This is a genomic window from Ignatzschineria rhizosphaerae, from assembly GCF_022655595.1.
GTDB lineage: Bacteria > Pseudomonadota > Gammaproteobacteria > Cardiobacteriales > Wohlfahrtiimonadaceae > Ignatzschineria > Ignatzschineria rhizosphaerae.
Genome location: NZ_CP093379.1, coordinates 285,114 through 308,615, shown reverse-complemented (window position 1 = coordinate 308,615; position 23,502 = coordinate 285,114). Strand labels below are relative to the sequence as shown.

The window sequence follows — 23,502 nt, the reverse complement described above, 5'->3', positions numbered from 1 at the left end:
GATATCCCTTGTCTTTATGAAAAAAAGGTATAGTATAGCATCTTCATTAACGCGGGATGGAGCAGTCTGGTAGCTCGTCGGGCTCATAACCCGAAGGTCGTTGGTTCAAATCCGGCTCCCGCAACCACATTAAAAAGCTCGTTTTTTAACGAGCTTTTTTCATGCGTCTTTTTTTAATTTCTAACAAGATCACTCTAATTCGTATTAGCTTTCAATACCCCTTTAGCGCCTTTAAAGAGTGGTAAGAATAATAAAACTATAACAATGCCCATATAGATGATAGGAAGAAAGAGAGATTGCGTAAATACGCCATCTTGTAGCCATAATGCCGGAAGAATAAAGGCAATAGATGCAAAAAGATGATTAAAAGCCGCTTGCAATGCATTAAATCCCCCTCGCTCTGTGGCTTTTGGAATATCTGCACAGATGATGGTGATAACAGTAAAGCGAAGATACGTTGCAAACATTAATAAAAAGCTAAAAAGGTAAGCGAACCAGCGAACAGGAACGCTCCAGATCAACATCATCAAACTTAGTAGTAAAAGTGCTGTACCAATAATAAGAAGAGGCATTCTTGATAGAGATTTTTTTACCGCTTGATCACTAAATTTCCCCGCTAATTTCGTCCCTAGAAGTGCGCCCAAACCACCTACAAAAAATAACCATGGGATCTCTATTGCCGGTAACTTTAATAACACTTCATAAATCGGCACTAATAAAGTGTAGGATTTTATCGCGTTGTTTACAGTATTAGGAGAAAATACTGTTATGAATATCCATCGAAAAACAAAATTAACGCCGTTTCATCGAGAAGAGATTTGGCGATTACATCATCAAGAAAAATTTACCGTAACCTATCTAGCTGAGCGTTTTATGGTAAGCAGACCTACGATCTATAAAGTACTAAAACAAGGTAGATTGAACTTGTTTGTGCCATTAGCTAGTAAAAATGAACGTTATAGAACAATTAAGTATGGCATTAAACGTCTTGCAAAGATTGAAAAATCTATTGAAGAGAAACTTAAAAAGAGGGCTAAACGTTATAACAAAAACTATCCTGGCGAGATGGTCCATGTGGATACTAAACGGCTCCCTCTTTTAAAAGGAGATCTTAAAAATCGCACTAGAGAGTATTTATTTGTAGGAATTGATGATTTTTCAAGAGAACTTTATGCCGGTATTTATCCTGATAAATCACAGTTTAGTGCTGCTGAATTTCTTCGATGGGATCTGTTAGAACAGTGTCCCTATACTGTAGAATGCACCTATTCGGATAATGGTCGTGAGTATAAAGGTACATCAGAACATGCCTTTGTCGAAATGTGTCTAACACATAAGATTAATCAAAAGTTTACAAAGCCAGCTTGCCCTCAAACGAATGGAAAAGCAGAAAGAGTCATTCGAACACTCATGGAAATGTGGCATAATCAGGAGGAGTTTATCAGTTCAGATGATCGGAAAAAGAAGCTAAAACGATTTTTGAACTATTACAACACAGTAAAACCTCATAAGGGTATTAATGGTTTAACGCCTTATGAAGTTTTAGAAAATTATTTTAACACTGAAGTGTAAACAACCCGCCGATTTCTAACAAATAAAGGAATAAACATAAAGGTGCCTAAATTAGAGATTCCCGGCAAAGCAGCCGCTATCAGTAACCTTAAACTCATCTTTATTTGTGGCCTTAAAGGAAGTTCTACCTCTTGAACTGGCTTATCATCCTTAATACCAAATATTATGGCAATAGCGCAAAATAGACAGATAACGGCTAATAGATAAAAAGCACTATGCCAATGCCAGACTTCAGCAAGCCAAAGCATTAATGGTAATCCGGCAATACTTACAAGCGGAAAAGCAGTAAGTACAAAAGCAATTACCTTAGATCTTTGATCTTGCGGTATTGCATCTAATAGCAATGCCATTGCCGTTCCTAATACAAGTCCACCAAACATTCCTGTAATAAAACGCACACTCAATAATAGACTAAAATGCGTTATCCAAGGAATCATACTTGTTAAAAAACCGATCATCAAAAGTGATAGTAGTAAGATACGCTTTTTATTAAAACGATCCAGCAAGAAAAACCCCACCAATCCTGATAATACAGAGGCAAGCGTATAACTACTTGCAACATATCCGGCTTGATTTACCGTTTGCCCTAACCCTTTGGCCATAAAGGGGAAAAGGGGTGTCACCATCATATACTCAAGCGCATTCACAAATTGCACACCAAAAATAATAAGAGTGATCACCGTGATTCGGTTAAATTTTAATAAGCGCATAAACTTCCATCGATCAAAACAAAAAGCTAGTATAATTAAAGCTAGTTTTGATCACTAGATAGCATTTTTGAATATTATTGTTATCAATAATGGGATAATAGAAATGGATTTAAACGCCTTAAAAATTTTCATCTATGTCGTAGAAGCTGGTAGCTTTACAAGGGCTGCTAAAGCTTTGGAGATGCCCACTTCAAATGTGAGCCGCGCTGTGACGCTACTAGAAAAGCGGCTTAATTGCCAACTACTAATTCGCACCACTCGTAGCCTTCGCCTTACAGAATATGGGGAGCTTCTTTTTAATAAAGGAATGCCGCTTGTCAAAGAGGTAGAAAATGCGGCACTAGAACTAGGCGAAATGAAAAATGAGCTCACCGGCACTCTAAATATTGCAATTCCTAGTGAAAGTGGCCCGATCTTATTGGGGGAGATACTGATTGCCTTTGCGGCAAAGCACCCCCAATTACAGTTAAATATCCATACCAACTTACTTGGCTCTACTAATCTTCAAGATAATATTGATTTAACCCTCTTTTTCCACCGTGGCGATCAACTAGATAGCACTATGATTACTCGTAAAATCCGATCCTTTGAGAGCATTGTCGTGGCATCACCAAAGCTCTTAACAAAAGTTAAGCCCCCCAAAAGAATCTCACAATTAACCAAACTCCCCTGCATTACAACCTCAAGCGCTCTTAATAAAAAACCTTGGTGCTTTATAACTCCTCAAGGGGGTTATGAGCATTTAACTATCTCCGGCAATTTTTGTGCAGATAGTGGTTTACTAGCCGCTAAGGCTGCGGTATCGGGTTTAGGTTTTGCCATACTAACAAAGGAGATGTGCCAAGATGCAATTGATGATGGGCGCTTAGTTTCTATCGCCCTTCCACAGAAACCTGCCGCCTTAGAGCTCCTTCTTGCCTATCCTCAACAAAAACATCTTTCACCAGCAACACGGGTATTTATTGATACTTTACTACTCTATTTTGAAACGCTTGCTGAAAGTAGCCCCTCATCACTCATCAATATTTAAGTTTAATATCCCCGAAGATGATGAGCTTCGATCTCGTCAAAACGTCTACAATCTGTAAAATTTTGAAACATCGTATATTTAATGCCGGTCGATTTTTCAATCATAAAGTCTTTAACCTTTAATACATCTACTAGCTTTTGATCTCGAACTGGTACAGCATCAGCACGAGGCGCTTTAGCATCCTTAAATGAAGTAGTGAAATAGTATTCAAAAAGATTATCCTCAAAAGCATAGGCAACACTTTCAGGTTTTGACACTAATATCTTCAAATCCCCTTTATCACGACCTTCTGCAAACTCACACAGTTGATAAGGAATCACTCGCCCCCCATTTTTCATCCCAAAAATAGAATCTAATTGGAAGAACCCATTCGCATCAGCGAAAAGAATATCCTGCGCCATTGCCGAAGAATCCATTGTTAATGGCCCGACTATAAACTCTGAATAATGTGTTCTCTCTCGATTATGATGTTTGATTAATTGCTGATCATCGATAATAAATAGAGTAGAAGCAAGATACATCATCGCCACTTTTTCTGGATTTAAGGATACTTCTACTTCGCCATAATGATAAACATGATTTTTATCTTTAGCCCAAACTTCATCGGTATTTCTACGCGTTCCTGAATCCATCATATGGCATTGTAGATAGGGATATTCTTCAATAGTAAAAAGAGGATCTGTATATTCCCGCTCTATCGCAAGTGCCGCCTTAATACAGGGAAACATCTCATCCATATCCTGTACAAAGGGACAATCCTTTTCAGGAATATCCATCATCGCTTTATCTTTTGGGCAACTTAAAGACAGGACTTCAAAGGTCTCTGGATCAGCGCCTTTAATCACCTCTTGACGGTAAAATACTACCGATTGATTCTTAGCATAATAACAGGCACTTGAATCAGACAATTGACAAGGAATCATCTGTAAACCCGGCGCAATATCGGTTAACTCAAATCGTCTGTTATTCACCCAAACATGCTGATCATCTTGCGCGAAGGAATCATTCACTAGTTCAAATGTTAAAGGATTGGCACCTTCTAAAATAGCGCCCTTATCATAAACATGAGTACGATCCTTATAGAGATAGTAATCAATATACTCAAACTCTCGCCCATTAACCGGCAAGTAATCCCCTTGTAAAAAAACAAGATTATCAACCACAAAGAAAGCCCCTCGAACATGCTCAAACCGATAATTTGAAGGATCAAAATCATCTGTCATGATAACGTTAGGAATCACTTTATCTCGATAGATCATCTGTTTTTTATCTGTTAGAAAGGCTGTATTTTTCCCAAAACCTACCAATTCTTTTAGATCAAAATCACCCTCTACTAAGTGATAGCTATATGAGACGGTTGTCTTAGTCGGAGGATTCATTCGGGGACAGATAATGCAGGTTGTTGTTGTCCTAACTATTTCTCGCTCCCAATAGAGCTCTCCATTTTCTGCAATGATATAAGGTGAATTAGGAATACGATCGAAATAAATCTCTTGCTTCTCTTTGATTTGAAGCGGCTCTTCCCCCAACTTTTCTAATATAAAGTTAGTCGCAGCTTTTGCAGAATTTCCGGCAACTTTACCTATTGATTCCGTCAAGGTTGGAGTATGGCTTTTCTCAATAAAGATCTTTTCAGGGAGCTCTTTTGTAAAGGAAATAAAAGGAAAGAGGCTAACAAAAACAAATATCAATGTTGTAAGAAAACGCATACAGAAAGACCTTAAATAGAAAGTTATCTTATTGTAAGGTAAATAGCTTTTACGGCAACCATAAAAAAAGCTTAAAGGGTTGAGAAGTAGGATGCTTCTATCTTACGCCCTTTAAGCCTTATGAATTTTTGAGACTTACATCAATATCTTTACGATAATACTCTTTTAATTTTAGTGATTGCTTCATCTAAAACGTCCCCTAATTGCATCATGGTTGCTTCATCAATATCAGGACGATTATGCAATAGTGTGCGCATCTCTTTCATCTTCGTTTTAAGCGGATGACCTGCTGACTTTCGCTCAAGTTCATAAGCATTTTCCATCGCAGTAACTAATGCACCTTGCGCTTTAAGCCACTCTAATAGCGTCTTTGCTCGCTCTCTATTTTCAGCAAAGCTCGCCTTACCACTTTCTGTAATGACATAACTCTTTTTAGTACCATCCATCTCAACTGCCGCTAATTCACTCTCTTCTAAAAATGAGAGCATCGGATAGATCATCCCTGGACTTGGTTTATAGAAACCTTGAGACAATGTTTCTAGCTCTTTAATAATCTGATAGCCATGCAAAGGCTTTTCAACCAAGAGAGATAGGACTAATAATTGTAGTTCATCAGCGCTAATCCGGCGACTTCCTCCAAAACGCCCCTGCCCTCTACCATGACCCCGACCTCTTTCATGGTGTCCATGCTCTCCGTGACTACCTCTGCCTCGTCCATAACCACCACCATGACGACCATGATCACCATGCCCACCACGACCGCCCCGACCAAAATGATCATCACTCCTAGAATGACAATGATCCATTCCATCTCCACGATGACGGTGATGGCCTCTACCATGACCACGGGAATACCCCCCACGCTCACGATGATGCTCTGAGCCAAAGCCCATTTCAAACCTTAATTCAGGTACTCTTCTCATAAGAAGCTCCTTTAATATTAACAATATAGATAACGATAGATGACTTAGAGAATAAAGCCCTCTGTCGCCGATAAATCTTAAAATTTAGAGTATTCTTTATCAGTATATCTCTTTTTATATCTTAAGATATATATCGTAAGATACATTTAAAATATTCTATCGTCAATAATGACTGCTAAAAAAACTTCCAACAAAACAGAAAATGAAGATTAAAAAAGCTTTAAAATTAGATGATAAGCAAGAATTTAGAAGGGTTTTGTAGTGCGACATATTACAAATACCGAAATAAAAAAAGATCGCTAAAAAGCGATCTTCTTCTATCAAAATAAAATGTATCTTAATGAATGAGTTTTATTGGGACAATCCTACAAAGCTCATTAAATCACGGTAAAAAAGACGTGCACTTAACTTATATCCAGCAGAACTTAGATGGACTTTATCACGTGCAGCGAGCTCTTCTTGCTCCCATTTTTCAATACTACAAGCCCCGCCCATCGCTTTTTGCCAATCCCAATAGAGGACTCGCTCAGATCTTGCTACGGCGTATTGTGTCTGCTTTACCACTTCATAAGAAGGCGGTCTTCTATCAGCACAAGAACCCACCCCATTTCTTAATAATGCATCGGGTGGGCTAATAAGTAAAATCGCCGCATTAGGTAGCTGCATTCTAATATTACGAATACTATCCACTAGATTACGGCGATAATTATCTGCATCAAAAACATCATTAAAGGCTTCATTGGTTCCATATTCTAAGATTACAAGATCACTATTAGTTGCAGATAATTCGCGATACCATTCTGGAGACCATCTATTCCAAATAGAGAGCTGCGCACCATTTGTCGCAATTGAAGAGACAATAGCGCCCGGCTGATTACTCTGCTGTAACCACATTCCCCCCAATTCCACTTGACGGTCATCTGCAGTAATTCTAAAGGGCATTGGCGATCTAAAACTCATTGTTTGCCATCTACCGATTCCTTTTAGCGCATTACTTAAATTAAGATGCCCGCGATCATTCGTGACCGAGATTGCCTCTGCACTTCGTGCCTTCATCACCATTCGAACATCCCAAAGCCCTCGGCTTTTTTCGGGATTAGTTAACGTCACATCAATATAACCACCGACTCTCGTTGGTGATGCGATATAGCCGCCCATCGGGAAATCTAAATCGCTCTTTGTTCGGCTACTTGCTAAATCCCAACCGGCACTACGCCAAGTCATCTCTGCATTTCTTTGACCACGAACATTCATGGGGGTCACCCAACCAATACCCGCATTACCCAATCTTGCTTGTAGCGCATCGCGTAATCCCCCTGTGAAAAAATCCGCTGCTGAATGGGAATCCCCAAACTGAGTAATGGCGACAACTTTCTGACCACCATGAGCAATATCACGCATCTTTGCTTTGAATTGGGCAACATTACGCTCACCGAAATCTGTAATTCCAGGCCCCATCTCTTGACGATAATCGCTTAAATCATCAGCACTGCAAGCTGCAATCAGTAATGCGCCGATGATCAATAAGCCATTTCTTAATACTCTCATTTTTATTCCCTTTTATTGAGTCATTACAATGTTTAACTCATCCTTGAGACTGTAATACTTTTAAAACTGCGCAAAAGTTTATCGATCGCTATCTTACAATAATCACTCTTGATTGCCATCTATTTATACACTTTCTACAAACCTTTATGGCTACCAACTAATCATCAATACTCTAAAGTCAGCTATTTTCAGGTGTAGACATCAACATGAGAGGGGATTCTGGCGTTAAATCATCCTCTACTTCTTTAAGATTTTCTTCTTGGATATTCTCTTCATTAATATTACTGATGTCTTGCGCTGGAACAGGATCACTCTCAGATGTCTCTGGCTCTGCTACCTCGTCCTCGACTTCTTCTTTTATAATGGTTAACGCCTCAATCACTCTCTCTGCGATCAAGCGCTGACCTGTAGGCGTAAAATGGATCCCATCATTTGTTCGAACTTTACGATTTCCCTCTTCACTTTCTACATAAGCACTATATTCTTCATCACTACAACCTAAAAGATCACTAGTAGGAATATAGGTTCCATTAAACTTCGCCATCTCAGAGGCGTAAATGGTATTGAGGTAAACCATATCTTGATGAAGCTTCTCTTTACGCATACAAGGCGCCCCAAGCCAAATCACTGGCAGTTGATAGCGATTAGCCTCTAGGATAATCTTCTGTACTCGCTCACGATAGGCTCGCTCCCAATCTGCACTTTTAAAGCGTAGATATTGCTTACGCCCTGGCACAGGGAAATCCCATGGATCATTAGCCCCCATATAGACAATAACCGCTTTAATATCGAGATCTTTCTCTAAAGTTTGCGCGACAACTTCTGGCCAGTTATAAAACTTAGGATATGCAAGCCCTGTGCTTTGCTTACTTAAATCAACACCATCAATATTTTCAGATCGATAAAGTGACTGCCTTACCCTTGGGGCAACGCCTTGCATCAAAGAATCGCCAACAAAAAAGAGCTTATCTCCTGCCATCACTTCAATTACAGAAGGTAACTGCGGGAGAAAAGGCCCGGCAATCATCGGATCAACGTGAGAATAAGGTGTTTCTTCCCCGTCACTTTCCACCAAATCAATCGTCTCTAATACCTCTTTAGAAGTAATTTCCCCATCACTGAATGGCAAATGACGCTGATAACTTGCTTCATCAACAATACGATCTACCCCTTTTAAGCCACTTTGCGATACGATGTCTGTTTTATAATCCGCCTCATCTATTTTTAAAAACTCCCAATCTAATTCCAGCGCATCAATATGGGGTTCAACCCAGCGTTCAATCGCCGCTAATGGTGATTCTTGATGGTACGTTTGTGCCCAATAGACGTTGATAGACTCTCGATAGATAAAGAATACGCCGGCAAGCGTCACGATGAGAATATAGAATACTTTTGATTTCGACATTTCTCTCTCCTTAGAAGCTTGCGTAGATAAATTGTGGAATCCCTGAAGGGGCTAAATAGATCACGCCCCATAAGATTGCGACAAACAGAAGGGGTAATAATACAAACGGAATCTTCTTTGTAAGGTTAATAAAGATCTCCGGCAACTTTGTTAAAAGTGGGTAAATAGCAAAGATCACAACAATCAATCCCGCTAATATTCCCAATGGCTCAAGATTCTCAGCAATATTGCCGTAATTATGAAAGAGCGAAGTAATATATGCCATAGAATCATCAAAGGTTTCACTTCTAAAAAAGAGCCAACCAATCCCAACATAATTAAAGGTGATAAAGCGCCCTAAATATTTGCGCCAGCCCGTCACTTCGCGTCGCATTATATCTCTAACTCTGCCCTTAGATAATCCTCGGTGCAATAATCGTCGCTCTTTAAACTGATCTTTAATATTCAAAAGCACAACACCAATACCATGAAGCGCGCCCCAAATCAGAAAGTTTAATGTCTCTCCGTGCCACAATCCTGATAAAACCATACCGATCATGACATTAATCTGCGTTCTAGAAAATCCTTTACGATTCCCCCCTAATGGAAAATAGATATAATCCCGAATCCACGTGGAAAGACTGATATGCCATCTTGTCCAGAACTCTTTAAGACTTGTTGCTAAATAAGGGGCATTAAAGTTGATGGGTAATTTAAAACCTAATAACAGGGCAATTCCGGTAACAAGATCGGTATATCCGGAAAAATTTAAATAGATTTCAATCGCATAAGCGTAAATCGCTAAAATTAACTCAACCGTATGATACTCCGTTGGGTTATCAAACACCGGTTTCACAAATGCTTGGGAGAAGAAGGAACTTAACCAATAAACTTTAATCACCGCTAAAATTATCAACATAAAAGCGCGATGCGGCTCTAATACTTCTCTTGGCTTGGGGTTTTGTAATTGTGGCAAGAAACTTTTTGCGCGGTTAATGGGACCTGCAATAATACTCGGGAAAAAGGATAAAAAGAGTGCAAAGTCAAAGAAGCTAACAGGCTCCATTCCTCGCCAATTTTCTTTTGTTAGCTCACTATTTCGTTTATCGATCGCTCTTTCATAAATAGAGACGAGATAACTCATAGAGTGAAAAGTATAAAAAGAGATACCGATCGGCAAAATAATCTCAGCCACCGGCAAAGAGAGTTCAATCCCCCACTCTGCAAATTGGTGCTGTAATTGTGGGGCAAAAAAGTTAAAGTATTTAAAAACAGCTAAGTTGCCAATCGCTGCAACTACAGAAATTATCAGCCATAGCTTTGGTCTTAAACTATAAACAATTCCAGTTGAAAGCAGATAAAGAATCACCGAATAACTACCTAAGATTAACGCAAAGTTAATATTAAATAACCCAACAATAAGATAGCTACTAATCAGTAAGATGAGATTTTGAATGGCAACTCGCGAGCGAAAGATCCAATAAATCAGAAAAAAAGCGACAAATATTGCTGCAAACTCTATTGATAGATAACTCACAATCCAACCTTACCTAGTGATTTTTATAATAATGACGATGATCTAAAGTCACCTGTCCTTAAGCCTCTTAATATTTACAAAACAGCTCACTATCAGTAAACAAGAGTAGCCGTTCATTCTACGTATTTGAAGAGGAGATTCAACCCTCTTTTTTAAGGAAATTTTGGGCTTCTATCAACAATCTCTCAATTATTATTTATTTATATGTTATTTTAAGATAAATTACAAAATATAATGATTATTAAAATATAACTAGAAACATAATATTAAAATTATAAATGTTATCAATCTAACTACCAATCATTATCATAAATACTGTATTAACCCTTTTTTAAAGTGCCTTTTGTCATGAACAGACCTTTTTTAACGCTAATGCTCTCTATTTTACCGTTTCCTGTCACTTTTGCCGATCCCCATGCCATAGACCCAACCATGATCGCCCAAAGTCAGAGCTGCACACCTGTTTCCATTAAAGGTTCACAAAATGATCCACAGACCTTTTGTATGCTTCGTCTTGATCAACAGATATTTCCTATAAAAAATGCCCAATTTGAGAAAAAGATTTCCCTCTTTGCTGGCGATAATCTCACTACAGAGCATCATTCAGCCACAGGCTATATCGGCTTTTCCAGTCGAGAGTATGATCCTAAAGATCCTAAAAAACTCCTTCATGAGGCTTATTTAAATATCCCTTTAGGATCCTTTGGAAAGGCACCAACACAATTTTCCTATCATGAGATGGGCCATAATAACTTTGGCTACATTATTGAATCTAGTACTAACTATCAAGGAATTGAATCTGGAGGAATCCATATTATTGCCGAGAATAATGGCAAGGCATTTCATCAATATATCCCAACCTTTGCTGATGATTTTGGCTATCACGGCGATGAAACCATAGGCTGAGACGATTACTTACACCATCAAAGTTCAAGATAGTGATAATGCCAATATCTACCCTTTAGAAATTACTTTAAATGGTAAATATGAAGATGTTGAATATTCTCAAGAAAAGTTCATTTGGATCTTTGATGATGCAACGCAAACTTACCTCAAACCTGCTAACTATCCGGCATTAATTTAACAAGATATAGGCGATAAAAAACAATCCCCAAAATAAAAAGAACAGCGGTTCATCTCCCTTTGAAATAGGCAATATCTTAAACTTTTAATACTAAATCCCCATTATTAGCTATCATCTACTATAAGACCGTCAATGTAAGTAGCTGGATAAGTTTATGTCTAATACAACTGAATATTACAATCTAAACGCCTTGCGTTTTTCTAAAGAGACTTTCTCCATTGATATGGAAAAGCTCTATTTAGAATTTCTTCAATACCTTCCGGCAACAGGTAACATTTTAGATATTGGCTGCGGCTCAGGTCGAGATGCGCTCTTCTTTCATAAAAAAGGCTATCACGTTACCGCTATTGATAACTCCCAAGAGCTTGTCCAACTTGCCCGACAAAATACCCATCTAGATATTCAATTAGCAAGTTTTTATGATATTGATGAAACTCAAAAATATCATGGGATATGGGCCTGTGCATCGCTTCTTCATTGTGAAAGAGAGCGCTTACCTGAAGTTTTAAAAAAAATTATCCAAGCGCTTAAGGACAATGGCATCTGTTACCTCTCATTTAAATATGGTTCAAAAAATAGAGAAGAAAATGGCAGATCATTTACAGATCTTAATGAACAACAGGCCAATCAACTTCTTACGCAATTTCCTAACATAGTTCTATTACAGCAATGGATTACAACAGACATTCGCCCTCATAAAAAAGAGCGTTGGTTAAATATTTTAGTAAAAAAATTACCGATGAATTCATTAACGCCTTCGGCAAGTTTCCAAATTCAATTTATCACAGATATCCAACAACTATTAGCAACCGCAAAAGCGACTTCAACTTATAAATTTGCCCTTTTAATCAGTTTAGTAAGGCTCTCAATCGAAAAGAGCCAATCTAGCAGTGACGCACTAAAAATCTCATTAACCGATATTGCAGAAAAATTTATTGAGCTTTATTGGCAACAAGCACGACCTTACTTTCCTCTTAAATCTCCTCTAAATAGAGATGATGCTATGCATTACCCAATCTTAAAACAAAACACGGGGAAACAAGCCGTTGTGATTAACAGGATCTTAGAAGCACAACAAATAGCACCATCCTTAGCAAATTTTAAAAAGGATAAAAAAGCGTGGTCCAAGCTTCTTAACACCATTAGCAAAACGATCTATACTTATCCATTAAAACATCTGCAAAATAGCGACACGACTCCCAATGAATTTTTATACCACTATCATAAGATAGATAAAAAGACGATAACACTCCTCCCTCACGTGGCCTTTTGTCTTACTCGCTTTTCGATCTTTATTGAAGAAGTTTGCCAAAAATATTGGGTAGATAATATTCAGCTCTTTGCCGGCAATCAAAATAAGTTTGAGGACTTACCCAATCTTGATGAGTTTTTATTTAGTATGGATAGAAATAACCTCTCACAGATAAAACCCTTCTTTCATAAAATTCAAAAAGGTTGTTGTTTCTACTGTGGTCAAAAAGTTTCGATCAATGCCGGAGAAATCGATCATTTTATTCCTTGGTCACTCTATCAATATGATACTGCACACAACTTCGTTTTAGCCGATAAAACATGTAATACTCGTAAAAGTAATAAGCTTGCAGCAAATCATTTCTATGAAAAATGGTTAAGAAGAAATGCTCAATTTCAGACAGAAATTACCGAAGAAATGGAGAAATATAACTTTTTAGTAGATCGTCAACGATCTGAATCTATTGCTAAAAATTACTATTTGCAAACATTCAAGCTGCACGAAGATCATGGATTTTGGCAGCCTTAATCATCTTTCATCTAGTCTATTAAAATATTGATCATCAATAACGCCCGATAATAGTATCGGGCGCTGTAAAGATTATAGAGTTATCTATCAACTTTGATGATCAATTTAACAAGAACATTGCCGCTAATACCCCAGAGATAATCAGAGGAATATTATAGTGCAGGAAGGTTGGTACGCAGGTATCCCAAATATGGTTATGCTGTCCATCTGCATTTAATCCAGCCGTTGGCCCTAATGTTGAATCTGATGCAGGGGAACCTGCATCTCCTAACGCCGCTGCCACGACAATTAGCATAGTTGTAGCGCCGACAGAAAAGCCTAAGGCAATACTAAATGGCACGTAAATGGTGGCAATAATGGGAATTGTGCCAAAAGAAGTTCCTATCCCCATTGTGACTAATAATCCAATTAATAGCATCATCACGGCGCCCCAGAACTGGCTACCGCCCACTAAACTATTAGAAGCTTGCACAATAGCATCAACGCCTCCTGTTTCACGAAGTACATGGGCATAACCTGAAGCAACTAACATCACAAAAGCAATAAAGCCCATGATTCTAATACCTTCTAGCAGTGTACTATCTTGAGTTTTAAAAGGGATCGCTTTAAATAAAACCATAATACCTAGGCCAATTAGTGCACCTAATGGTAAAGATCCTGTCATCAATTGCACCGCAAAAGCACTAACAGCTCCTAAGATTGCCCCAAGATGCTGAAGCGTAAATCTATCTGTTACTGCCAACTCTCCCTCTTTCCCTGTAACAATGGGTAGATCTCTATAACTGCGTTTTCTTCGATAACTAATAAACACCGCAATCAATAATCCCACCACCATACTCAAAGCCGGAACCCAGACATATTTCCAGACCTCAGAGCTTTCAACAGCCATCCCATTTAACGTCATATTATCGGCAATAATGCCGTGGAAGATTAAACCAAATCCCACCGGTAATGCGACATAAGGTGCTTTTAAACCAAAAGTTAAACAGCAAGCCGCAGCCCTTCGATCAATTTTAAGATCATTCATCATCTTTAATAATGGCGGAATTAAAATGGGAATAAATGCAATGTGAACAGGTATTAAGTTCTGGGAGAAACAGGCAATACCCGCTAAAATTAGTAGAAATATTTTGGCATGTTTTCCCACAATTTTTTCTAACTTCAAAGATAAAATGGTTGTTAAACCTGTTTGTGCAATCCCTACGGCAAGCGCCCCTAATAAGACATAACTTAAAGCAGTATTAGCTTGCTCGCCCATGCCATCGATAAGAAGACTCATCGTTTTACTTATCTCAAAACCACCAATCATCCCACCTGCGATAGCTGAAATCATAATCGCTAAAAGAATATTCACGTTACTAAGACACAGCACACACATCAAAACAACAGAAACAAGAACTGGATTAAATAAAATGTCCATATCCTCTCCCCTCCTTCAATTTTAATTTAATTATTTTTATTTTAGTGACAGACCATTTCACAATGATTTATTAGCCTAATTAAGTGTGGAGATTTTATGGCTCCCTTCCGATCTTTCCACATCTATCAATTTATAAAACGGATGGTTAAAGGAGCTTTTCGCCTAATGCGAATTCAACCTTTTCGATAAAGTGATCATCAATCAGCTCTATCGCCTTATGCATATCGATATAAGTGACACGATCTTCAGAAAGTGGCGAAATAAGAGAACGAATAATATCATAAGCCGCCTTTGTACCTCTGCCTAAAGCTTTGTCAGAATCCTGTTTGTTAAGATCAATCGCCTGACAGGCCAGCATTAACTCCATACCCACCACCGATTTGGCATTTTTAAAAATATCTAATGCTTTACGAGCAGCAATTGTTCCCATACTCACATGGTCTTCTTGATTTGCCGACGATGGAATAGAATCAACACTAGCAGGATGCGCTAAGACTTTATTTTCAGATACTAAAGAGGCCGCAGCATATTGCACAATCATATAACCTGAATGCAAGCCTCCATGCTCTGTTAAAAATGCCGGCAATTCATTATTTAAAGCAGGATTTACTAATCGCTCAATCCGTCTTTCACTGACATTGGCAATTTCAGCTAAAGCAATGCCTAAAAAATCAAAAGCAAGCGCCATCGGTTGCCCATGAAAATGCCCTCCTGAAATCCCCATTTTCTTATCCCGTAAAATAATCGGATTATCAGTAACCGAGTTAATCTCAATTTCTACTCGGCTTTTAACAAAAGCTAATGCATCATAGCTAGCTCCTTGTATTTGCGGCGCGCAGCGTAAAGAGTAAGCATCTTGAACTCGAAGCTCCCCTTGATGCGTTGTTCTTTCACTCCCCTTTAAAAGCGTTAATAGATTAGCCGCAACAATTCCCTGCCCTGGATGAGGGCGAAGAGCATGTAGCTCTGGAATAAAAGGATCTGTAATACCATTTAGGGCTTCCATCGTCAGTCCCGTTGCAATATCGTTAGCTTTTAATAAGGCGATGGCATCATATACCGTTAATGCCCCCACAGCGGTCATCACTTGCGTGCCATTAATAAGCGCAAGGCCTTCTTTTGACGTTAATTCAATAGGAGATATTCCTGCGCGCTTCATTGCGTCAATACCAGAGAGCATCTCTCCTTGATATTCCGCTTCCCCCTCACCAATCATAGGCAATACCATATGCGCTAATGGCACAAGATCGCCGCTAGCTCCAAGGGAGCCTTTCTCATAAATACGAGGATGGACCTTTTTATTGAGCATCTCAATTAAAGTATTTAAAGTACTTAATCGAATACCAGAAAAGCCTTTTGCCAGATTATTAATACGCAATAGCATAATCGCCCTAACAATCTCTGTGCTAAAACATTCACCAATCCCACAAGAATGGCTAATAATAAGGTTCTTTTGTAGCGCTCTTGCCTCATCTTTTGAGATATGGACATTACTAAAGTTGCCAAACCCAGTTGTAATACCATAAACAACCTCACCTGAGGCGACTAACTCATCAACATACTGCCGTGATAGCTCTACTTCCTTTCTCGCCGAAGATGTTAACTCAATAGAATGATAATGCCTTGCAACATTAATAATATCTTCCAGTGTGAGATGGTTCCCATCAATTTTAATTGTGGACATAAATTTTATTCCTCTAACTTTATCACTAATTTATATCAAGCTCCGCTAAATATCGGGTAAAAGGAGCTGATACCATTAGTTTATTTTGGTATTTATATTGCGATATATATTTATTTATTTAAATCGGATTTTAATAGGGTTTATAGAACTCTATGGATTGAAATATCTAATAGATTTTGGTTATTTAAATAGCCCCCAAAAGAGATAAGGAAATGAAACATCATCTACTGATTTTCCTAATATTTCCCAAAAGCACTTCTACCTTGCCTAATGAATCCTGCCTTCAAATATTCGATAAACCAACGGGTTATATCCAACCTCATAAAATATTTCGACAGGATCTTCCACATTCCAAGCAATAAAATTTGCCTTAAACCCTGAGCGAATCTGTCCATGCGTTTGCGCTCTATTAAGCGCCTTAGCCGCATGAATAGTCACGCCTGCCAGTACCTCTTGCGGCGTTAAGCCAAACAAAACACCAGCAGCATTCATCGCCATACGTAAAGAGGTAAAAGGACTTGTTCCAGGGTTATAATCGGTGGAAACAGCCATTGGTACCCCATATTTTCTCAAGAGCTCAATAGGCGGTTTTTGAGTTTCACGTAAAAAATAGAAAGCTAAAGGAAGCAGCGTTGCTACAGTCCCGGATTTAGATAGCGCTTTAATAGCCGCTTCATCCAAAAACTCAATATGATCAACTGATAATCCCTGATATTGAGCGATCAGCTCACTACCACCTAAATTAGACATCTGCTCCATGTGCCCTTTTACAGGGATTTTTAGTGCTTTTGCGGCTTCAAACACCTTTTGTGTTTGTTCTAGTGTAAACCCAACAGATTCACAAAAAACATCCACCGCTTCAAATCCCTCTTCTTGCCAGAGAGTTGGTAATATCTCTTTACAAACTAGCTCAATATACGCATCTCCATCCCCTTTAAATTCTGGCGGAATAGCGTGGGCAGATAATAATGTTGGAACAATCTCTATAGGATAGTTCACGCCAAGTGCTTTAGAGACTTGGAGTTGTTTTCGCTCGCTCTCTAGATTTAAACCATAACCTGTTTTCGATTCAAGTGTTGTCACGCCATCTTCAGCAAGTGCAAGCATCCGCGGATAAGCACGATCATAAAGCGCATTAAAAGACTCCTCTCGAGTCTGCTTTACCGTTGAGTTAATACCGCCTCCTTGCGCTGCAATTTCGGCATAAGGGACACCATTTTGGCGCATTTCCCACTCTTTAGCTCGATTCCCGCCAAAGACAAGATGTGTATGACAATCTATTAATCCTGGGGTAATTAATAATCCTGTTAAATCAAAACAGAGTGCATCTTTTGGAATATCATAACTGCCGGCTTTAAAAACGCCGATAATTTTATCATCTAAGGTGATTAGATCATGCTGATCCAACAGACCATAATCTTGCTCTAAAGAGGAATCCATTGTCGCAATTTTAGCACCTTGCCAAATGCTTAATCCTCTCATCCCTTTAATATTTTGACTCATTTTCTCCTCCTAATAGTTTTATATATTCCAAACATCAAAATAAATAAGCGCATAAAATATAAGCTCAACAACGTTGAAATACTAAAAACCATACTTATTGATAGAGATTCTTTCCCCATCAAAATCTCTGATGATGAGGAAAATCATTAACTATTTGAGCAATTGACTATTTCACCATCGGGAGATGTAATCCCTGCGCTTTAGCGCAATCGATGGCAATATCATATCCAGCATCCGCATGGCGCATGACTCCTGTTCCTGGATCATTGCGTAACACTCTCGCAATACGCTTATCAGCATCCTTTGAACCATCGCATAAAATTACAACGCCTGAATGTTGTGAGAACCCCATGCCAACACCACCACCATGATGTAAAGAGACCCAAGTAGCGCCGCCTGCGGTATTTAATAACGCATTTAATAATGGCCAGTCTGATACGGCATCTGAGCCATCTTTCATCGCCTCAGTTTCTCTATTAGGACTTGCTACGGATCCTGAATCAAGATGGTCTCGGCCAATAACAATTGGTGCTTTCAATTCACCATTACGTACCATCTCATTAAAAGCTAATCCTAAACGCTGACGATCTTTTAGTCCCACCCAACAAATTCTTGCCGGTAACCCCTGAAACTCTATACGATCACGCGCCATATCTAGCCAATGATGAAGGTGAGGATTATCTGGGATTAGCTCTTTGACTTTTTGATCGGTTTTATAGATATCTTCAGGATCGCCAGAGAGCGCTACCCAACGAAAAGGCCCTATCCCCTCACAAAAGAGTGGCCTAATATAGGCTGGCACAAATCCTGGGAAATCAAAAGCATTCTTAATACCCTCATCAAATGCCATCTGACGGATGTTATTCCCATAATCAAAGGTTGCAGCGCCTCTCTTTTGCAGATCTAACATCGCCTGCACATGTTTTGCCATACTTTTTTTAGCAGCTTTATCTACTTCAACCGGATTGGCGGTGCGTTTCTCTAACCACTCTTCCATCGTCCAACCTGAAGGGAGATATCCATTAATAGGATCATGAGCACTTGTTTGGTCCGTCACCACATCAGGAGTAATTCCTCGCTCGACTAATTCTGCAAAAATATCAGCAGCATTGCCTAAAAGCCCAATAGATGTTGGCTTTCCGGCTATTTTAGCTTCCTCTAATAGCTGCAATGCCTCATCAAGGCTTTTAGCCTTCTTATCGACATAGCGTGTTTTTAAACGAAAATCGATCCGCGTTTCATCACACTCTACGGCAATCATATTAAAGCCAGCCATTGTTGCAGCAAGTGGCTGCGCGCCACCCATTCCCCCTAAACCACCTGTCAGTACCCAGCGACCACTAGGATCTCCCTCAAAATGCTCTTTTGCTGCCGAAACAAATGTTTCATAAGTCCCCTGAACAATGCCTTGAGAGCCAATATAGATCCAAGAACCTGCTGTCATCTGCCCATACATCATGAGCCCTTTTTGATCTAACTCGTGAAATTTCTCCCAAGTTGCCCAGTGGGGTACAAGATTTGAATTAGCAATTAAAACGCGTGGGGCATCTTTATGCGTTTCAAAAACTCCCACAGGCTTTCCAGATTGCACCAATAGTGTTTCATGATCTTCTAAATTTTGTAGTACTTCCAAAATTTTGTCATAGCACTCCCAATCTCTTGCCGCACGGCCAATCCCCCCATAAACCACTAAACTCTTGGGGTGCTCTGCAACATCGGGATCTAAGTTATTTTGAATCATGCGATAGACCGCTTCTGTTTGCCAGCTTTTACAAGTTAACTCAGTCCCTCTTGGTGCGCGAATGACACGACTATTATCCGTTCGATGTGACATAGTTCACTCTCCTCTTATTTTAATAACACCTTGTTTAAGTTGAATTTGCTAATTTTTAATCAACCTCAAAATATTTAGATGCTTAGATTAATGATTATCAAATGTATATACATTTATACATGAATGTATTTAATTAACCACAGCTTTAAATCTATAGCAAGGGCTTTTTAAAAAAGAGCGCAACGATCTCTTAAAAGCATTGATAAATACAGTTCCACTGTAATACCACGATAAACAAAATCAAAAAATAAGATTAAAATAGTACGATTATATTCTTTCTCAACACTATGAACTACTGTAGTAGCATGATAGAATAAGTTAGGCAATTATTTCTAGGTTGTTATACAATCTCATACACCTATAGCGATTTATCTCTAAATCAATTAAAAAGATCATTTTTATGGCTATCCCTAAATTTAAAAGTATTAAGAACTATCTTCTCAATAGTATTGCCTCAGGAGAATTTCCACCTGGTGCGCAAATTCCTACAGAGCTTGAATTAGCCAAAAAATTTGGTGTCAGTCGAATGACTGTTAATCGTGCTGTTAATGACCTCACCACGCAAAATGTCCTTACGCGCACCCCCGGAAAAGGAACTTTTGTCACGGGGCAAAAATCGGCAACTTCTCCTGCAAATATCGGAGATATTAAAAAAGAGGTCATCGCTCGCGGCAATCTCTATAGCGTTAAAGTTTTAGAACAAAAAACTGTCGCAGCTGATGAAACCACCGCTTTAGGTTTAGGTATTCATACCGGCGCTAAAGTCTATTACTGCCAACTAATTCATTATGAAAATGGCCTATCACTGGTACTTGAAAACCGTTATATCAATCCGATGTTCGTTCCTGAATTTATTCAGCAAGACTTTACACAATTAACACCCACTGGGTATTTATTAGAAAAACATGGCTTGAGCCGTATGGAACAAGCTATTGAGGCAGTTGCTTGTACTAAATATAATGCTGAATTATTAGAGATATCAGAGGGAGAGCCCTGTCTTTACATCACAAGACGAACATGGGATAAACACAATATTATTAGTGTTTCTAGTTTTATAGCACCCGGCATTCGTTATAAATATTTCTTTGGCCGAAACTATAGTAACTAAGCCTCTTTATGAATAATTCTCCCATAAAAAACCCTTTAGTCATGACTAAAAGGTTTTTATTGTGAAGTAAGAATTAAGAAAAGCCTTTGGTTTATAGAAAAATCGGTTTAAAAGTACTAAGTCAGGCTGCTAGCGCATCGATGATGAGAAGCTAAAAATAGTTCTAACCAATTTATGAGCTTTGCCCTGATGGGGTAGCCACACTAGTCCCTTTGGAAATAACAGCCTCGTTATCAACTGCTTCCCCTTGGCTTAAGGCAATTTTAAATGGATTTTCACTATTATCGAGATAGAGCATCTGTGTTGTATCAGCAAAATCAGCACCATGACGATGAACAATTTCAATGATTTGTAGATAGACCTCTTGTTGTGCTTCTAACCATTCGGCCCATTTTACGGTTTTAGTAAAACAGTAAATCATAATATTTAATGAAGACTCCGCAAAAGCATCAAAATAAACAAGCAATGTCTGGGTTGTATCAATTTTTGGATTACTCTGTAACATTGCCCGTATATCTGTCACGACTGCGGCAATCTTATCAGCATCTTCATAACGAAGCCCAATTTGGGTCTCTATTCGGCGATTTGTCATTCTTCCTGGGTTTTCAACACTAATTGATGAGAAAAGAGAGTTAGGAATATAGAGCGGGCGATTTTCAAATGTCATAATTTTAGTAATGCGCCAACCCACCTCAACAACCGTGCCTTCAATCTTTCGATCGGGAGAGTTAATCCAATCACCGATATTAAAAGGACGGTCAAAATAGAGCATCACGCCAGAGAAGAAATTACTTAAAACATCTTTACTCGCAAAGCCAATCGCAATTCCGCCAATTCCCCCAAAAGTCATCAACCCAGAGAGGCTCATACCAAAATGCTCCCCAAACAAGAGCACAATTGCTATAAAGATCGCAATCTTTAGCACTCTGGTAATAATTTTAGCTGAAGTCTTATCAGCCCCTTTACTAATCTGAATCTCTTCTAAACGATTAACGAAAAAGTAGAGGGTATTAAGCACAATTAGCCCGACTAAAATCATCTGAATATAACTGACTGTTGTGGATGAGAGCTGTTTTAAATGAAAATCTACAATCGCCATCTCCAAATATTGAGTAAATACCATGACAGCGCCACAAAGCACAGCACCTAATATGAAATGAACAAGGATTCCCTTTCGGCCCCAGCGATGTTTTTTGGCAATTAAACTTAATATTAAATACACCAATAAGATTACCAAAAATATCCCAAGCCCAATGCTGTACTTAATTATCATAGGGTCTTTCATCTTCTAAGCTCCTTAATGCTCATTCGCTGTGCTGACTTATAGATCTTTAATATCAGCGATATTCTATATTGGTCCCTATCTAGAAAATCTTAGATTCTAGAAATACCAAGCTAGTATAAAGTATCTCCCCCTTTTAAAAGGAATCTATTCTTCTATTTTCGTCAAAATAGTAACATTTTTTTACGAAACAGTAGTGAGCATCCTCTTTACAGGTTTATTTTTAGCAAAAAAATAGGTGCGCTTAATGTAAGCCCACCTATTTTCTCAATCTCTATTTTCTTTTAACTTATATCATTTTTATAATTTTTGACCTAGCAAACAAGACTTTAAGCTATCAGAAATGAGGCGTTAACCACTTCCCTATAAAACATAAGCTGAAGAGTCGCCTAAAGTGATCGCATCTTTTGTCATAATCACAATAGAGGCACCATCTCTCGCATAAACATCAGCAGGGTTAAAGTACTTAATCGTACGCTCTTGAACGCCTTGCTGTTTTATTGCCCCTAGAAGCTTTCCTTTATCTTGTGATTTTACGGCCACAATTTCTGGAATCTCAACAACAGGTACTGCTAACTGATCTTTCTCAAGCGCAAGCTCAGAAAGCGCTAAGACACGAGGAATGTACGCACGAGTAATTTGTGGTAACTCAATGCTCCAAAAGTCATCAGACTTCCCTGCCTGACGGTTTTTCTTCATACTACGAAGTACACGCCCTTCACCGGCATTATAAGCCGCTAAAGTTAATAGCCAATCTCCATCGAAACGCTTATTAAGATACTCAAGATAATCAAGCGCTGCTTCTGTTGCTCTTACCAGATTTAAACGACCATCTGATTTTGCTGAGATATGTACTCCAAAGGTTTCTGCTGTTGGCTTGCCTAATTGCCATAAACCAACATGTGCCCCATTACGAGCATTAGGTTTATATCCACTTTCAACAAGCGGCACGAAAGCAATCTCAAGGGGCATATTACGGCGTTCTAATTCTTCCACCACGTAATTAAATACCACAAGCCCATCCCCATTTAAGTGAGTAAAGACTCCTGAGTTTTTTGTTTCGTAATTATGAATCATCGCTTTCACACGATCATGATCCTTATCACCCATTCCCATGCCTTCAGCAAGCTTTGTAGAGAGTAACAACTCTTTAGGAGCCGTTGTCTCAACATTCTTTGCCACACTCCATGAGAGGAGAGATGAGATTAATACACAGACAGAAATTCCTAATTTAATCCTGAAGTTATACGTTTGTTTTTTAATCATCCTATTTATTCACATTGCCAAACAAGTCGGAATTATAACCGAGATTGTATAAAAATACTCCTTTATTTTATTTATCTGCATCATAAACTTAAGGGAAATCTTACTTATATAGATCAATTAATACGGAG

At 38.7% G+C, this 23,502-nt stretch carries 18 protein-coding genes, 1 tRNA gene and 1 pseudogene; 7 read left to right on the top strand and 13 right to left on the bottom strand.

Going from position 1 to position 23,502, the window contains the following annotated elements:
- Window positions 1-50 precede the first annotated feature (50 nt).
- Window positions 51-127 (top strand) — tRNA-Met (locus tag MMG00_RS01370).
- 67 nt (window positions 128-194) lie between these two features.
- Here MMG00_RS01370 and MMG00_RS01365 read toward each other — a convergent pair.
- Window positions 195-698, bottom strand: a complete 504-nt coding sequence (locus tag MMG00_RS01365) for a hypothetical protein (RefSeq protein ID WP_242150304.1) — start codon at window positions 696-698, stop codon at window positions 195-197.
- A gap of 70 nt (window positions 699-768) precedes the next feature.
- On the opposite strand from MMG00_RS01365, the gene MMG00_RS01360 reads away from it, so the two are divergent.
- Window positions 769-1,572: an integrase core domain-containing protein gene (locus MMG00_RS01360; protein WP_242153261.1), complete on the top strand. Its 804-nt coding sequence runs from the start codon at window positions 769-771 to the stop codon at window positions 1,570-1,572.
- Here MMG00_RS01360 and MMG00_RS01355 read toward each other — a convergent pair.
- Window positions 1,551-2,282, bottom strand: a complete 732-nt coding sequence (locus MMG00_RS01355) for an MFS transporter (RefSeq protein ID WP_242150301.1) — start codon at window positions 2,280-2,282, stop codon at window positions 1,551-1,553. The two genes, MMG00_RS01360 and MMG00_RS01355, sit on opposite strands and share 22 nt — an antisense overlap.
- Window positions 2,283-2,385: 103 nt before the next feature.
- Between MMG00_RS01355 and MMG00_RS01350 the strand changes: the two genes are divergently transcribed.
- Window positions 2,386-3,312 (top strand): LysR family transcriptional regulator, encoded by a 927-nt coding sequence (locus MMG00_RS01350; protein ID WP_242150298.1) that lies wholly within the window; start codon window positions 2,386-2,388, stop codon window positions 3,310-3,312.
- Window positions 3,313-3,314: 2 nt separating this feature from the next.
- On the opposite strand, the gene MMG00_RS01345 is transcribed toward MMG00_RS01350, so the two are convergent.
- From MMG00_RS01345 to MMG00_RS01325, 5 genes are all read right to left on the bottom strand, one after another.
- Window positions 3,315-5,021, bottom strand: coding sequence for a DKNYY domain-containing protein (locus MMG00_RS01345; RefSeq protein ID WP_242150295.1), 1,707 nt, complete (start codon window positions 5,019-5,021; stop codon window positions 3,315-3,317).
- Window positions 5,022-5,170: 149 nt separating this feature from the next.
- Entirely contained in the window at window positions 5,171-5,944 is a 774-nt protein-coding gene (locus MMG00_RS01340; RefSeq protein ID WP_242150293.1) for a PadR family transcriptional regulator, read from the bottom strand.
- A gap of 351 nt (window positions 5,945-6,295) precedes the next feature.
- Window positions 6,296-7,492: an SGNH/GDSL hydrolase family protein gene (locus tag MMG00_RS01335; RefSeq protein ID WP_242150290.1), complete on the bottom strand. Its 1,197-nt coding sequence runs from the start codon at window positions 7,490-7,492 to the stop codon at window positions 6,296-6,298.
- Between the two features lie 178 nt (window positions 7,493-7,670).
- The gene (locus MMG00_RS01330) at window positions 7,671-8,897 is read right to left on the bottom strand and encodes an SGNH/GDSL hydrolase family protein (protein WP_242150286.1); all 1,227 of its coding nucleotides are present in this window, start codon (window positions 8,895-8,897) and stop codon (window positions 7,671-7,673) included.
- 10 nt (window positions 8,898-8,907) lie between these two features.
- Window positions 8,908-10,413 (bottom strand): MBOAT family O-acyltransferase, encoded by a 1,506-nt coding sequence (locus MMG00_RS01325; RefSeq protein ID WP_242150284.1) that lies wholly within the window; start codon window positions 10,411-10,413, stop codon window positions 8,908-8,910.
- A 348-nt stretch (window positions 10,414-10,761) separates the two neighbouring features.
- On the opposite strand from MMG00_RS01325, the gene MMG00_RS01320 reads away from it, so the two are divergent.
- From MMG00_RS01320 to MMG00_RS14265, 3 genes and pseudogenes are all read left to right on the top strand, one after another.
- Window positions 10,762-11,319, top strand: a complete 558-nt coding sequence (locus tag MMG00_RS01320; protein ID WP_242150281.1) for a hypothetical protein — start codon at window positions 10,762-10,764, stop codon at window positions 11,317-11,319.
- 332 nt (window positions 11,320-11,651) lie between these two features.
- Window positions 11,652-12,233, top strand: a pseudogene (locus tag MMG00_RS14270) (class I SAM-dependent methyltransferase); the annotation flags it as partial.
- Window positions 12,234-12,236: 3 nt separating this feature from the next.
- Entirely contained in the window at window positions 12,237-13,277 is a 1,041-nt protein-coding gene (locus MMG00_RS14265; protein ID WP_349775521.1) for an HNH endonuclease, read from the top strand.
- A 100-nt stretch (window positions 13,278-13,377) separates the two neighbouring features.
- On the opposite strand, the gene MMG00_RS01305 is transcribed toward MMG00_RS14265, so the two are convergent.
- The 4 genes from MMG00_RS01305 to hutU form a co-directional block, all read right to left on the bottom strand.
- Window positions 13,378-14,697 (bottom strand): Na+/H+ antiporter family protein, encoded by a 1,320-nt coding sequence (locus MMG00_RS01305; RefSeq protein WP_242150277.1) that lies wholly within the window; start codon window positions 14,695-14,697, stop codon window positions 13,378-13,380.
- Between the two features lie 145 nt (window positions 14,698-14,842).
- Window positions 14,843-16,381 carry a histidine ammonia-lyase gene (gene hutH / locus MMG00_RS01300; RefSeq protein WP_242150275.1) on the bottom strand — a complete coding sequence of 513 codons (1,539 nt, stop codon included), beginning with the start codon at window positions 16,379-16,381 and terminating at the stop codon, window positions 14,843-14,845.
- Window positions 16,382-16,648: 267 nt separating this feature from the next.
- Window positions 16,649-17,884, bottom strand: coding sequence for an imidazolonepropionase (gene hutI, locus MMG00_RS01295; RefSeq protein WP_242150272.1), 1,236 nt, complete (start codon window positions 17,882-17,884; stop codon window positions 16,649-16,651).
- A gap of 166 nt (window positions 17,885-18,050) precedes the next feature.
- The gene (gene hutU / locus MMG00_RS01290) at window positions 18,051-19,718 is read right to left on the bottom strand and encodes a urocanate hydratase (protein ID WP_242150269.1); all 1,668 of its coding nucleotides are present in this window, start codon (window positions 19,716-19,718) and stop codon (window positions 18,051-18,053) included.
- 400 nt (window positions 19,719-20,118) lie between these two features.
- Between hutU and hutC the strand changes: the two genes are divergently transcribed.
- Window positions 20,119-20,826 carry a histidine utilization transcriptional repressor HutC gene (gene hutC / locus MMG00_RS01285; protein ID WP_242150266.1) on the top strand — a complete coding sequence of 236 codons (708 nt, stop codon included), beginning with the start codon at window positions 20,119-20,121 and terminating at the stop codon, window positions 20,824-20,826.
- Window positions 20,827-20,998: 172 nt separating this feature from the next.
- On the opposite strand, the gene MMG00_RS01280 is transcribed toward hutC, so the two are convergent.
- Together MMG00_RS01280 and MMG00_RS01275 are read right to left on the bottom strand one after the other, a co-directional pair.
- Window positions 20,999-22,111 (bottom strand): mechanosensitive ion channel family protein, encoded by a 1,113-nt coding sequence (locus tag MMG00_RS01280; RefSeq protein WP_270049330.1) that lies wholly within the window; start codon window positions 22,109-22,111, stop codon window positions 20,999-21,001.
- 360 nt (window positions 22,112-22,471) lie between these two features.
- A complete protein-coding gene (locus tag MMG00_RS01275; protein WP_242150263.1) occupies window positions 22,472-23,374 on the bottom strand; it encodes a lytic transglycosylase domain-containing protein in 903 nt (300 codons plus the stop codon).
- Between the last annotated feature and the right edge of the window lie 128 nt (window positions 23,375-23,502).